Raw genomic sequence first — 12,279 nt, 5'->3', positions numbered from 1 at the left:
TGTGGTTAGGTGATCACGCCGCCGGGTCTTTTTTTCATCATCTCCGCATAGGTCTCCGCCATCCTCTCGGTCTCATCGAGGTAGCGAGCTGCGCTCGGACGAGATCGGACCAAGGCGTAGAGGGTGGCAATTGACGGAAACTGCATGCAAACGGTTGCGCGGTCGAGGTATGCGGTCCAAAAGCTCAGATAGAAATCCGCCAGCGAAAAGCGGGATCCTAGGACGTATGGACCCCCTTTTGCTAGTCTGGTATTCATGACGTTCAAGCGGCTGAGGACGAACGATCTCGCCAGATCCTGGATCCCTGCGTTATCCTCCCTTCTCAATGAGAAGCGGTGGGGGAAATGAAAGCGCTTCATCTCGGATTGTATGTCACCGGCAATGTGGAAAAGCGTCGAGAGAAAAAGCCCCCTATCCGGATCCGCCAGTTGAGGAGCAAGATCTGTGAGTTTGTGCCGATCCGCCAGATATAGCATCAAAGCGGCCACCTCATAGAGTGCGTCGCCCTCAGGAGTAATCAGCACGGGCACCAAGCCGGCTGGGTTTACAGCGAGGAATTTTGCGCTGCGGTGCTCGCCTTTCATAATGTCTATTTTTCTAAGTTCGTATTCTATTTTACCTTCCCCAAGCACCCATTGGACAAGCGGTGCGCGGGTGAAGTCACCCCCATAAAGAATGTACATGGCGTCCCCTCGGTTACATCGCTGCAAGTTCCCGGCGCGGATCCTGAGCAGACGACGACTGCCCAGCGATCCTAGTATACGCGGTTGCGGACGACACCCATACGTGCGTTTGCCGACCGCTAAGGCGGCTGGAGCTGGCGTTTACTTCCTGAACAGTCGAGGTGCTTCGCCGAACGTGCCGGGGACGCAGAACAGTTGGCGCAGTTGAAGTGGCAGGTCGATCCAGCCACGACGAGTTAAGTCGCCAGCTGATTGGAGGCCCGCTAATGAGAATGTGCACGTCATGCCGAAATAGTTTAGCGCCTTGTTGCCTCGAGAGGACCGCTTCTTTGATCTTTTTGCACAGCATTCGGACGTTGGCACCGCTTAGCTCATCGACTATATGCAGACTCACAAGATGAGGACGATCACGATGACCGAAGTGCTCGACAAGGGACCCTTCTTTCACGGCACAGTTGCGGATTTGCGCGTGGGTGAGTTCCTCATCGCAGGATACCGGTCGAACTATCGTCCTGAAGTGGTGATGAATCACATCTACTTCACTGCCACTGTGGACGGTGCCGGGCTTGCCGCTGAAATCGCGGCTGAACTCATCGAAGGCGGCGCAGTCCCGCGTGTCTACGTCGTAGAGCCGACTGGGACATTCGAGAACGACCCGAACGTGACCGACAAGAAATTTCCCGGCAACCCCACGCGATCGTATCGCAGCAGCGCACCGCTCAAGGTCATCGGCGAAATCACGCATTGGACCAGATTGACGCCCGAAGCACTACACGGGTGGAGGGAGCGTTTGATCGCATTGCGCTCAGACGAACGAGGAGAAATCATCAACTGATGCGAGGCGACATGCATCTTGGGCTCATTGCGCAATCGAATCACCAATAGTAGACGGCCAGCTTTCCACCCAATCACCGACATCCGTAATGGCCGCTTTTGGGGCGCGAGCCGTCTTGGCCAATTCACCGTTTGCTGGGTTCATGTCGGTGTCGATCGGTTCCCGGCTGTACCAGGTTTACCGTGATGTCCTGCGGCCCGAGTTCGCGAGCAAGGTGGCGTGTCAGTCCGAGCGGCGCGGACTTGGTCAGCGAGTATCCGGCAAGGCCGGGAAACGGGGCGCGTTCAGCGGGGTTCGACCCTACGGTGATAATGCGACCGCCTTCCCAAGATGTGCGTGGATAATATAGCGGGCAATGCCGACGCTGTTGACGAGAATATCGAGGCCCCCGACCGTTTCTTTAACAGCGCGCTTCACTACAGCGGGGTCGGCGCTATCTGCTTGAATGGCGAGCGCCTTGCGCCGATGGGCCGCGCACCTGAGGCGCGTTGCGAACGGACAGCCTTTGGCCGAAGGGAAGCTATGTCAAGTACTCAGTCAATGCCTTCGACATTGCGCAATTTCGGAACCACAAAATCGGTAAAGGCTCGCACAACAGGGCGCATGAATCTCGTCGATGGATAGGTCAAGTATGCGTCCGTCGGCCTGACCTCGTATTCCGGCAATATGCGCACCAGGCGGCCGTCCGCGAGCTCTTCCGATACCAGGATTACCTGGACAGGGCCTGCACCATGCCCTGACTTCAGGCTGTTTATTATCACCTGCGCGTTGTTGGTTCTGAGCGATGGGCGAACGGAAATCTCGGAAATGGCCCCCTCTCTGCATAGTGTGAGCGTATCTCGCGGCGACAGGATTGTCGTGGTGGTGACCATGTCCACTTGCGACAAGCGATCCAAACTGTCGATCGGCCCGGTTCGTTTCAGAAAGTCCGGCGCGGCGACGAGAATGCGCCGGATCGATCCGAACCGGCGAATGATCAGCTCCTGTTGTTCCGGCTTGCCGTACTGAACGGCGAGATCGAAATTCTCATAGATTAAATCGACCTGGCGGTTGTCGAGCACGAGATCGACCGTGACCGCAGGATGCTCATTCTGGAACTCCATCACCATGCCATGAAGATGCTGCGCGCCAATGCAGGATGGGGCATGGATGCGAAGAGCACCTTCGATCTCGCCCATGTCGTGGCGAACTCCCTCCATCGCGGCCTCAATCGAAGCAAGCGCATTACGGCTCGCTTCATAAAGTCTCAACCCATGCGCGGTCGGCCGGACCGCGCGCGTCGTGCGCTCCAGCAACCGCGCGTTGACATGGCGTTCGAGGTTGCGGAGATGCTTGGTCACCGCCGGCTGCGAAATGCCGAGATCGCGTGCCGCACCTGTCACCGACCCCTTTTCAACGGTCCTGATAAAGGCTCGAAGGGCGAGATTGACGTCCATTTATATCCTCTGGTTATAGGATCCATCACACCATAACGGAAAGACGCGGTCCGCGCCACGGGCTTTATGGCTCCCACATTTATCTATCGCGGGACTGAAGTAAAAATGTCGATAAGCAGGCGTTCGTTTGTTGTTGGATTGCCAATGGTACTGGGAGGCTGCGCGATGCAACGGCCTCTGGAAATGACGCTGAAGTCACCTTCCGACGATCCGTACTATCTGACGATGTATGCGGCAATCGACACCGAGCCCTTCCCAGTTCCTGCGATCGACCTGACTAAAGTGAAGCCACGCTTCTACCGGCAACAGGTCGCCTACCAGACGAACGAGAAGCCCGGCACGATCGTCGTCGATCCTGACGAAAAGTTTTGCTACCTCGTCCTGGAGAACGGCAAGGCGATGCGGTACGGCGTTGGCGTCGGCAAGATCGAGGCCTTCAACTTCCAGGGCGAAGGTATAATTGCACGCAAGGCTGAATGGCCACGTTGGCGACCCACGCCTGACATGATCGCCCGCGATCCGGAACGCTATGGTCCGCTGAAGGAGGGCCTTCCCGGCGGTGCGGGAAACCCTCTCGGCCCACGTGCGCTTTATCTCTACCGGGAAAACCGGGACACCTACTACCGCCTTCACGGCACGGTCGAGCCGTGGACCATCGGAACCAAAGTGTCATCCGGCTGCATCCGGCTCCTGAATCAGGACATCATGGACCTCTACAACCGAGTTCCCGTCGGTACGAAAGCGGTGGTCTTGCCGACAATGGCCGTTGCGACCAGTTGAACCCGCTGATCATACTCGCCGCTGCCAGGATATGCTTCAGGATTAATTGGAGAATGAACGATGCAATGGGAATATCTAGTGGTCGAAAGGACCTTGGATTCCGCCGATCTCGGGAAGCTGGGCGCTGAAGGATGGGTGCTCGTCGCGGTTGTCTCTCCAGCGCACTTCGTGCTGCATTACTTCTTCAAGCGAGAGACGCGCGTCTGATGTGCGCCGGACAAACAAGACTACGCGACGGACATTGACTCGTCGGACCCTTTCCACCCGCAACAGGAGAATTCCATATGGCCCAGCGTGACACCGTTTTCCCCGCCGGTCGGCATGACCTCTACACCTCACAGACCTATTCCGCAGCGATCAGATCAGACAATCTCCTGTTCGTGTCCGGTCAGGTCGGCAGTCGGAGCGACGGCTCGCCCGAGCCGGACTTCGAGGCTCAGGTCCGTCTGGCATTCGCTAATCTCGAAGCGACCCTGCAAGCGGGTGGATGCGGGCTTGATGACATCGTGGATGTGATGACTTTTCATACCGATCCCGAAAATCAGTTCGGAACGATCATGACCGTAAAAAGCGAAGTCTTCCCGGCACCGCCTTATCCGAACTGGACCGCGATCGGCATCAACTGGCTCGCGGGGTTTGACTTCGAGATCAAGGTGATCGCTCGTATTCCCGGCTGATGTCATCAGGGTAGAGTTTGAAGCAGTCTGCCAATACCTGATGGCTGTTGCGGTGACGCACACGGGTTTGCGCCAACGACCAAGCGGCGCGGAGCAGCGTCTTATTTTGTTAACGCCATGTCCTCGCCCTATGGCACCTCCAGCAGGACCTCCTCCTTTCTGGCGAAAGGCGGAACGAAGTCCGGATTGAGCCTGAAATTCGGCTGCGAGATGTCGTTCAAGTGTTCCGCGACTTTCTCGACCGCCGGCAGAACGGTTTCTAGGCGCGACGCGGAGACGATGCGTACTCCAGGTACCAGGAGCTTGGGTTCGCCGCGAATGGCTTTGCTGAGTTCGTCCTTCTTGGGTCGAATCTGTGCCTCGTAGCTTTCTTCGATTCTATCCAGTGCTTCGTTCAGCGCCTTTATGTATGGCTGCTTCTGCTTTTCATACTCCGTGTCACTGATCTTGGTGCTGGTCAAAACGTTTGCCCAATGGTTCCAGATGTCGAGACACTCCTTGTTCCAAAATCGGAGCACGTCCCTATTGTACCACTCGCGCTCCAGCTCCGAGAGCCGCAAGTAGCGAATGTCGAACTGATACTGCGGCGCATTGCTCGCGCCCACCAAACCCGTGAAAAGTTGTGACGGCACAACTTTCTTTTGATACGAGTTCCAGATGGTGTGGGTCGTGACAGGCTCCCCAATCTCCAGAATTGGAACCGAGCTGATCGGCATATCCAGATCGCTGCTGAAGCCATTGGCGGTGAGATCCTCCTGGAATTTGAGCATGGCATCGTTGGGATCCGGGGGGTCGGTCTCGTGAGGCGGTTGTTTCCACGCAGTCATGGTTGTTTTCAACTCGTCATTGTCGGTCACTGAACTGTACTCGTTGTGTTGCACAACCACGCCGAAGTTGCCGGTTTGAATCAGCATACCGACGTGAAGCGGCAGACGCACCCACCGCGCATGTATCCCACCGGCAAGCTCCGCGTGTGACCCGTTGATCCGGTTCAAGACTGACAACAACACGTAAGCCGATCTCACGGCGTGAACTCCGCAGTCATGAAGCAGTCGGCCGATGAGGTTACGCGGGAAGGCATGCGTCAGATAGTTTGGCGGTCCTTCCGTCAGATTGAGCCTGGAGTGAGTCGTCACCTGCCCGAAATACACGCTGGCGGTGTCGACGGTTTCACGCCAGGCATTGACGGGTGCCTTGCTCTTTTCTGCGGCGGTCGTGGCTTGGCGAGTGAACTCCGCGAGTGTCTCTGCGAAGAAACTGTACAAGAACGTGATCAACTCGTCGTTCTCGACGAGCCTGAGCCGCCCGCCATGGCGCCCTTTGATCAAGGCGCGGCGAAACAAATGCGCTGGCGTTGGGCGCTCATTCGGATCCCACGTGTGGCCATACGTCACCAGAAAGTACGCAAGTTGGCGATCCCGCGAAACCTGGATGCTGCCTATTCTTTCGCCTCTGACGTCCGGCTGGTCCTTATCGTCACGATCCAGTGAATTGAAAATGACGCTCCGCGCGTTGTGCGGTGGAAATGCGTCCAGAAAGCGATGCAGTTTTGCCCGACCACGTCCATAGCGGAATTCAGTGACGCGTATTGTCTTGTTCAGAATTATTGTACGGCGGTCATTCTGCGTCTTCAGATCGTCAAGGGCTTTCCCGGCTTTGAAGTCTTTCGGAATATCCTTTGTAGTCAGCAGCTTCCACAGTGACAGCTGCAGATCTTGCAGCTTGCGCAGGCCGACCACGTCATTGTTATCTCTCTCCAGTTTCGCCAGTGCGAGTTCAAGCAACTGCTGAAAAAGCATTTGCAGAACGCGATAGAATTGCTCGATCGTTTCCAGCAATTGCTCAGGGAGTACTCTTTCGTCAAAGGAGGGGCCTTCTGGCGGCGCGCCCATCCGCGCGGCCGGGGGCAAGTCAACCTTCGCGAAATGCCGCATCGCACCGTCGAGCCCGTTCAAAGCTCGCTGCCATTCCTTCTCGCGATTCGATCCAGTTAGAAGCTCCACTGATTGAGGCTGGTCCTTCGCAATCGTGATGATACCGCCCCAGTTGTTCGCGATCCGCTTGTTCTTGCTGCCAAACCGGGTTTGGGGCCAGTTGATCAGGAGATCGAATTCCTCAAACCACCCCCTCAGGAGGATGCGGGCCATCAAGGCGTGAAAAAGCTCGTAAGAGATCGCGTGTAGGGGATCCTCCTGACCGGCCAGCTTGACGAGGTCACGCGTGAGCCGCGCGACAGCAGGCTTGTCGTCGGCCTCGACAGCTTCGCAAAGCTGTTTAAGGACGACGAGATCGCCCACGTCCGGAGGATTTCTCGCGATCGCGTCGTCCACTTCCTTGTAGAAAATGCTTGGGCTCGAGCCATTCGCCATAGTCGCGCTCGAATTCTAGACCTTGGGCTTCCATTTCCACTCGTTCGGCGACACCCGCTCCCATTCGGGCAGCGTGTGACCTTTGCGCACCAGGACGGCCGTTGTCGGCAGATGCGTTTCCCACGGGTCGCCGACCGCGACTTCGCCCCGATCGCCTCCGGTGAGCTCCTTGATTTCATCGACGATCGGCTTGTAGAGTGGATGATCGATCGGCGGCTCGCCCTCATCGTTCCAGACGCGTCCCTCCTGCATGAAATAGGAGACAGCAGCCTCGAACCCGACCCGCACCGGCACGACGACGCGCGCATAGCCTGCTTTCAAGAAATCTTCGAGTTCGGCATCCATGTTCCGTGCACGGAAGCGGTCGGCCCATCCACCGGGTCGTGCCCAGAAATATGGGTAGAACACGTATTGGATTTGGTCCCACTCGAATGCATGCTCGAAGAAGCGGATGATCGCCCCGTCGGCTTTGGCATCCTCGATGTCGAAGTGCGGCGGGTAGAGCGAGCCGCCACTGGTGTGTGCGGTGTTCAATAGGCCGGCGTGTTCATTGCGAATAAACGCGAGGCAGTGCTTTTTCAACTCCGTCCGGATGATACGTTCATTGACGGACGGGGGATTCCCAAACTCGAAGGCGAGTCCCTTTTCCGCTTCTTTCTTCTGTTTCAGCGTCTCGACTTCTTGCTGATACCTAAGCAAGACATTCGAATATGCCTCGGCGATCGTGTCGTAGGTCGATGTGGCCCATTCGCGCAGCCCCTCGGCTTGGCGCTGGAAGGTGACCTTGGTGTGCACACTGTAGTTCGCGGTCTCATGCGCGAAAATATGGATGGTGAGCTTGTCGTCGTCGGCGTAGAGACCGCCGTCACTCGGGAAGACCGTTACCCGGTTGGCATTGGGCCGGTAGAATCGAAGATCGCCCTCTTGAACATCGATCCGCTCGCCTTGCGCCGTCGGACGCCAGTAATCGTACTCGTTGCCGACACTGAACGCGAAGTGAGGATCCTCGTCCGTCACGCCCATCACCGTCGTCAATGCCCAGACGGGTCGGTAGCCCTTTGGAATCTGGATCTCGATTTGATTGCGGCTGCGAGGCTGATCTTCCTCTGAGTCGTTGCCCATGCCTTGTGTGACGCTCGCACTCTTCACGAGAAAAATGGGCGGTGGGGCCTTCAGCCCCTTGGTGCCGTAACGGGCACCAAGACGCAGATAATTACCCTCATGAATGTGGCTCGCGTCCGGTGCTTCGACCTCCAGTCTGATTGGCGGAATAGGCAATTCCGGATCCGGTTGCGGCATCTTTTCGAGGTGCCACATGTACGACGCCGGCTCTGGAATCATGAAGTCGAACATCTGGCGCAGGCCATAGTTGAACACCTGCGACTCATATATCTTGTCGACGAACTGATAGATGCCGGCGCTGTGCTCGCCGCTCTCATTTGTGAGCCGATGCTCGTTTACTTCCTCTACCTCGCGGAGGATGGTAAGCCGCCGTTCTTCGCGGACACGCTCGACAATCCGCTCCTTGGAGCGCTCGACGACGTCCTTGGCATAGGTAACGGAGTTCTTAAGGCCGTTTTCTTCGCTGGTTTGGTTGCTCACATCGAGCTTGCTTTCGAACTCTACAGTCGGGCCATACTTGCCGGAGAGTGATAGTCCGAATCCGACCTTCTGATCGGCTTGCTGGGTCCGCGTAGTCTCACGATTGAGCTCGAAACGCTCTGTGGTCTGCAGCTCCGTCTCTTTTTCGTGCTCCTGCTCCTTAAGCGTGCTGATCACTTCTTCGGTTCGGTTGAGCTGGCGATGTGTACGGAGTTTGGATTCACCGTCGAGAATGTTTTCGATATGCGCGATTTCGCCGGCTTCATAGCGCTTGATTTGCTGTTTTACCACCAGCAGATCGGCGACGCCGACCGCGTTCAATTCGGCAGGACGGGGGCTCGGCGCCGGTGGTTCTCCGGGCGTATCCTCTGGCTGAGGCGGCGTCAGCGCGCCATCGATCGCGGCGACAAGATCGCCGATATGGGTGTCTGTCAGCGACATACCGAGTTTTTCCAGCGTTGACTTTGTCCTTGAAGACAAACGCTTGATGGCGCTGGCCTGCAACGTGAACAGGCCACGCTCAACTGACAGGTTAAGATCGCGGATCGGATCAAGCCTCTCAAACTCGCGCTGGGCGCTCACCAGATCTCTGGACACACGCAGCGGATCGAACACCGGCTGGCTGATAGTCGCGGACCGCTTTACCTTCGCGGATAGCGGCGCAGGCTTACGTACGGTCGACGCTGAGGTGACTGGCGTCCCGCCGGGCGCGGGGCGGCGAAATTGAGATTTCGCGGCACGCAGATGCGTGAAGCGAAACAAACTGTTGTCAGCGCTGCTGGCCATCGCACGAACGCTCCTTCCTAACGCGAGTTCTCTGTATGAGCTTGTTGTAGCCTATCGAGAGCCGACAAAATGCCAGTCTCGGACCACATCCCTTCTACTGCATTTCCTCCGAACCGAATCCTCCAAGCCGCGTACCCTTCGACACACGTGCAGCCTTTTGCAGGCGCAGGTATCTCCCGGTCCACACGCTCCTCTATTCAGATACCCTAGGGTAAAACACGCTCAAATGCCGCGGAAGTACGTTACAGTTACAATGCCAGTCCGTTGCAGCCGCTTTGGGCCGATACTGTTGAAAAACGCGTTGTTTCAGGCGCTTGGGACGCATGATTAAATCCTCTGAGGTGGCCAAGGAACTCGGAATATCCGACGTAGCGGTCGGCAAGTTATGCGCGCGTTTGCAAGTTCCGAAACCCCCGCGCGGGGTATTGCGCCAGGGTGCAGTCGAGTCAAACTCCGCGACGTCCCCCGATCGCGGCTTTTCGCGAGGAGGTTGACCGCAACCGTCGAGAGACTATGCGCGCATGAACGGCGGAATCGCTGTCGAAACTGCAACAACAGCTTTACCTGGCGGCCCTTTCCGACTTGCAGGAAAAGAGCGTCGATGTGGGCGGAGCCGAGCTACGGGGAAGCAGGCTGCCCGATCTAAGCCCTGATCTTGCCGCCCAAATTCTGCTTCTTATTCAATCTCGTGCGCATATCTGGATCAAAGAGGGAAAAGCAGCTGCACAAGGGGGTCATCCTTTTCAGACCAGTGCGGCCAAACTCGTTGGAAAACTGCTGCCGTTTCCACGGTCGCAGATACTGCTGTTTGAGACCCTGGGCAAAAGAACCTTGTACACTGCGAGTGGCCCCGTAGTCTTTGTGCGCCTTACAGTAGGAAGGCACTTTTGAGTAAGTCTAATTCGTAACTCATTCATTATAATGATAAAAACATGTCTGTGGCGGAGAGGAAGGGATTCGAACCCTCGAGACCGTTTAACGGGTCTACTCCCTTAGCAGGGGAGCGCCTTCGACCACTCGGCCACCTCTCCGAGGACGCTGACTAAAGATGAAACCCCATGTTTGCAAGGATTTTGTTCCGCCTCGCGCAAAAATCGCATAACCGGCACAGAGCCGGGATCAAAACTGCCAAGCGCTGTTCCAAACCAATATGCCGGCTTCCTTGGCGGCAGCCACGAAGGCCGTTCTTGCCTCTTCCACGCTCCCCGCGCCTTCCATTGCATCGAGGCAGGCACGCCGCGCTTTGGAAAGCTCCTTGCCGCGGTCGACTGGCCAATTCTGACGAAGAATTTCGGCGGCCTCAGCCACGGAACTCACGTTCCGCAGCTCGCCCGTCTCATCAACTTCAATCGTGACAGCAAGGAAATCGAGGTTGGTCATGGTGGGTCAACGCACACAAATGGCACCTTGTTCCGCAAAGCAAAATTCGGCTAAGTGTTTCTAATCAATTCGATTTAGGTCATCCGTGCCCTCCTTTTGTGCGGGGGACAAAGAGATGCGGTCAAGTCCTTTAAGTGGAATGTCTATAGCATAACCCCGATTCGTTTTCTCCCAAGGCGTCTCGGACTTTGCCAGTCGGCTGTTATCGCACCACTCTTTTGCCGGATCGTTCAATTTTGTGGGCGCTCGCTCGGCAAGGGTTGGCTAATGGCATCACTTGCCGATAGTGTCCGGCACCATTTGCAGATACAGGGCCAATCAGAGCATGAAGAAGATTTTTGTTACGATTGCGCTGGCAGCTTTCGCGCTTCGTCCAGCATCAGCCATGAATTCGACCGAGGAGGCAGGCTTGAAGAAGCTTGATCCACAAACCCGGCTGGAGCAGCGCTGCGACGTAGAGGCGATGGAGCGCATCCGCAAGGACGAGGGAAAGTTCAACCCGGATAAAGTGCTCGCATATGCCTTCGCCGATCCGACGATGGAAGACCATGCCATCAAGACGCGCGGCGCTGCCTTTCGCAGCCGCGGCGAGTGGTACCATCTGAAATACAAATGCCAAACCAGCGCCGACAACATGAACGTCGTCGGCTTCAAATATAAAATCGGCGATCTCGTGCCGAAGAAGGACTGGAGCCAGCACCTGCTCGTTCCCTAGGACCAGAACCTTCCAGATCGCGCCTCTCGACACCGGGACGCCTGTTGAATAGCCTACGCTGCAGTGATGGGGGAACAGATGCGATTTTCAGTTTTGGCTATTGCGCTGGCGGCTGTGATCTTGCCGGCATGCACGACGACGGGCGGCAGCGTCAGCAAGAGTGGCGTCATCCGGATGCGAAGAATCTCGTCATCGTTTCCTATCAGTGTCAGGACGCACTCGGACGCGAGCCGCATTACTCGGCCATCGAAAGCAGCGAAACCATTCTGCAAGGGCTCGGAAAATCGGCCGACGAGGCGGACAGTACCGTACGCGGCTGGCTCAGGGCGGTGATCGCTTCGCCGAAACAACCCGCCGACTATGATGCGAAAACCTGCAAGGACAGGTTGCTGACATTGGCTGAAAAGGTTCGCGCCGGTTACGAGTCTCTCCGGAAGCACCGGTAAAAAGGGCGGCTCCCCGAACCGCCCCGCTTTTTCTAAGGTGGTGCTGTTATTGCCAGCTCTTGCCTACATAGCCGTTGCCATACCGCCCGCGGTTGCTTTGATAATAGCGGTGGTGGCGATGGTGCCGCCGATTGTCCCAATGGGACCGGCGCCAGTCGCGGCGGTTGCTATAATAATGACGACGCGCGTCACGACGATCGTGGTGCCAATTGCGCCTGGAATGATGACGCTTCCAATCTGCCCTGTTGTCGCGCACCTGTTCAACATTCGATGATAGCTGAATGGTCGTGGGGGACACGGGCGCGGCTTGGGACGCGACCGCAGATGTCAACAACATTGCCAATCCCAGCATAGCCGCGGAGATGGCGTTCAGTATCTTGTGCATAGATTGTCTCCTGTGAGTGGTGCAACCATTAGGTGCACCCACTACGATGAACTTGCAATGAACGACAAAGTTCCAAGCGTTTAGGTTCTCGTACTATGGTAAATGCGCCGGCCTCGGGGAGGCCAGGACCAGCCTCTTCGCATCTGTAAATGCCGGTTGCAAATCTTGAATGGCGAAGTGGGAAC

12 protein-coding genes, 1 tRNA gene and 1 pseudogene are annotated in these 12,279 nt (G+C 56.7%); 6 read left to right on the top strand and 8 right to left on the bottom strand.

Annotated elements, in window-relative coordinates:
• Positions 1-5: 5 nt before the first annotated feature.
• On the bottom strand, positions 6-683 hold the full coding sequence (locus J2X72_RS12785) for a glutathione S-transferase family protein (RefSeq protein WP_310072461.1): 678 nt from the start codon (positions 681-683) through the stop codon (positions 6-8).
• 412 nt (positions 684-1,095) lie between these two features.
• Here J2X72_RS12785 and arr point away from each other — a divergent pair, with 412 nt between their 5' ends.
• Positions 1,096-1,518, top strand: coding sequence for an NAD(+)--rifampin ADP-ribosyltransferase (gene arr, locus J2X72_RS12780; protein ID WP_310072459.1), 423 nt, complete (start codon positions 1,096-1,098; stop codon positions 1,516-1,518).
• A gap of 102 nt (positions 1,519-1,620) precedes the next feature.
• Here arr and J2X72_RS12775 read toward each other — a convergent pair.
• Positions 1,621-1,980 (bottom strand): annotated as a pseudogene (locus tag J2X72_RS12775) (SDR family NAD(P)-dependent oxidoreductase); the annotation flags it as partial.
• A 71-nt stretch (positions 1,981-2,051) separates the two neighbouring features.
• Entirely contained in the window at positions 2,052-2,954 is a 903-nt protein-coding gene (locus J2X72_RS12770) for a LysR family transcriptional regulator (RefSeq protein ID WP_310072457.1), read from the bottom strand.
• A gap of 165 nt (positions 2,955-3,119) precedes the next feature.
• On the opposite strand from J2X72_RS12770, the gene J2X72_RS12765 reads away from it, so the two are divergent.
• From J2X72_RS12765 to J2X72_RS12755, 3 genes are all read left to right on the top strand, one after another.
• The gene (locus J2X72_RS12765; protein WP_405044703.1) at positions 3,120-3,734 is read left to right on the top strand and encodes a L,D-transpeptidase; all 615 of its coding nucleotides are present in this window, start codon (positions 3,120-3,122) and stop codon (positions 3,732-3,734) included.
• Positions 3,735-3,794: 60 nt separating this feature from the next.
• Positions 3,795-3,941: a hypothetical protein gene (locus tag J2X72_RS12760; protein WP_310072455.1), complete on the top strand. Its 147-nt coding sequence runs from the start codon at positions 3,795-3,797 to the stop codon at positions 3,939-3,941.
• Between the two features lie 77 nt (positions 3,942-4,018).
• Positions 4,019-4,411 carry a RidA family protein gene (locus J2X72_RS12755; RefSeq protein WP_310072453.1) on the top strand — a complete coding sequence of 131 codons (393 nt, stop codon included), beginning with the start codon at positions 4,019-4,021 and terminating at the stop codon, positions 4,409-4,411.
• 128 nt (positions 4,412-4,539) lie between these two features.
• On the opposite strand, the gene J2X72_RS12750 is transcribed toward J2X72_RS12755, so the two are convergent.
• From J2X72_RS12750 to J2X72_RS12735, 4 genes are all read right to left on the bottom strand, one after another.
• Positions 4,540-6,780 (bottom strand): hypothetical protein, encoded by a 2,241-nt coding sequence (locus J2X72_RS12750; protein ID WP_310072451.1) that lies wholly within the window; start codon positions 6,778-6,780, stop codon positions 4,540-4,542.
• Positions 6,781-6,795: 15 nt separating this feature from the next.
• A complete protein-coding gene (locus J2X72_RS12745; RefSeq protein WP_310072449.1) occupies positions 6,796-9,168 on the bottom strand; it encodes a hypothetical protein in 2,373 nt (790 codons plus the stop codon).
• Positions 9,169-10,107: 939 nt separating this feature from the next.
• Positions 10,108-10,199 (bottom strand) — tRNA-Ser (locus J2X72_RS12740).
• 88 nt (positions 10,200-10,287) lie between these two features.
• Entirely contained in the window at positions 10,288-10,548 is a 261-nt protein-coding gene (locus J2X72_RS12735) for a DUF982 domain-containing protein (protein ID WP_310072448.1), read from the bottom strand.
• 325 nt (positions 10,549-10,873) lie between these two features.
• Here J2X72_RS12735 and J2X72_RS12730 point away from each other — a divergent pair, with 325 nt between their 5' ends.
• Entirely contained in the window at positions 10,874-11,263 is a 390-nt protein-coding gene (locus J2X72_RS12730; protein ID WP_210001857.1) for a DUF930 domain-containing protein, read from the top strand.
• Between the two features lie 44 nt (positions 11,264-11,307).
• Positions 11,308-11,709, top strand: a complete 402-nt coding sequence (locus J2X72_RS12725; protein ID WP_310072445.1) for a hypothetical protein — start codon at positions 11,308-11,310, stop codon at positions 11,707-11,709.
• A 46-nt stretch (positions 11,710-11,755) separates the two neighbouring features.
• Here J2X72_RS12725 and J2X72_RS12720 read toward each other — a convergent pair whose 3' ends face one another.
• Positions 11,756-12,094 carry a hypothetical protein gene (locus J2X72_RS12720; protein WP_210001852.1) on the bottom strand — a complete coding sequence of 113 codons (339 nt, stop codon included), beginning with the start codon at positions 12,092-12,094 and terminating at the stop codon, positions 11,756-11,758.
• Between the last annotated feature and the right edge of the window lie 185 nt (positions 12,095-12,279).

This window comes from Phyllobacterium sp. 1468, from assembly GCF_031455525.1.
GTDB lineage: Bacteria > Pseudomonadota > Alphaproteobacteria > Rhizobiales > Rhizobiaceae > Phyllobacterium.
This window is presented reverse-complemented; position numbering and strand designations above follow the sequence as displayed.

Coding starts and splice junctions, on each gene's coding strand:
- J2X72_RS12765 (WP_405044703.1), top strand. CDS start 3,120: ATGCAACGGCCTCTGGAAATGACGCTGAAGTCACCTTCCGACGATCCG.
- J2X72_RS12785 (WP_310072461.1), bottom strand. CDS start 683: ATGTACATTCTTTATGGGGGTGACTTCACCCGCGCACCGCTTGTCCAA.
- J2X72_RS12720 (WP_210001852.1), bottom strand. CDS start 12,094: ATGCACAAGATACTGAACGCCATCTCCGCGGCTATGCTGGGATTGGCA.
- J2X72_RS12755 (WP_310072453.1), top strand. CDS start 4,019: ATGGCCCAGCGTGACACCGTTTTCCCCGCCGGTCGGCATGACCTCTAC.
- J2X72_RS12735 (WP_310072448.1), bottom strand. CDS start 10,548: ATGACCAACCTCGATTTCCTTGCTGTCACGATTGAAGTTGATGAGACG.
- J2X72_RS12750 (WP_310072451.1), bottom strand. CDS start 6,780: ATGGCGAATGGCTCGAGCCCAAGCATTTTCTACAAGGAAGTGGACGAC.
- arr (WP_310072459.1), top strand. CDS start 1,096: ATGACCGAAGTGCTCGACAAGGGACCCTTCTTTCACGGCACAGTTGCG.
- J2X72_RS12770 (WP_310072457.1), bottom strand. CDS start 2,954: ATGGACGTCAATCTCGCCCTTCGAGCCTTTATCAGGACCGTTGAAAAG.
- J2X72_RS12730 (WP_210001857.1), top strand. CDS start 10,874: ATGAAGAAGATTTTTGTTACGATTGCGCTGGCAGCTTTCGCGCTTCGT.
- J2X72_RS12745 (WP_310072449.1), bottom strand. CDS start 9,168: ATGGCCAGCAGCGCTGACAACAGTTTGTTTCGCTTCACGCATCTGCGT.
- J2X72_RS12760 (WP_310072455.1), top strand. CDS start 3,795: ATGCAATGGGAATATCTAGTGGTCGAAAGGACCTTGGATTCCGCCGAT.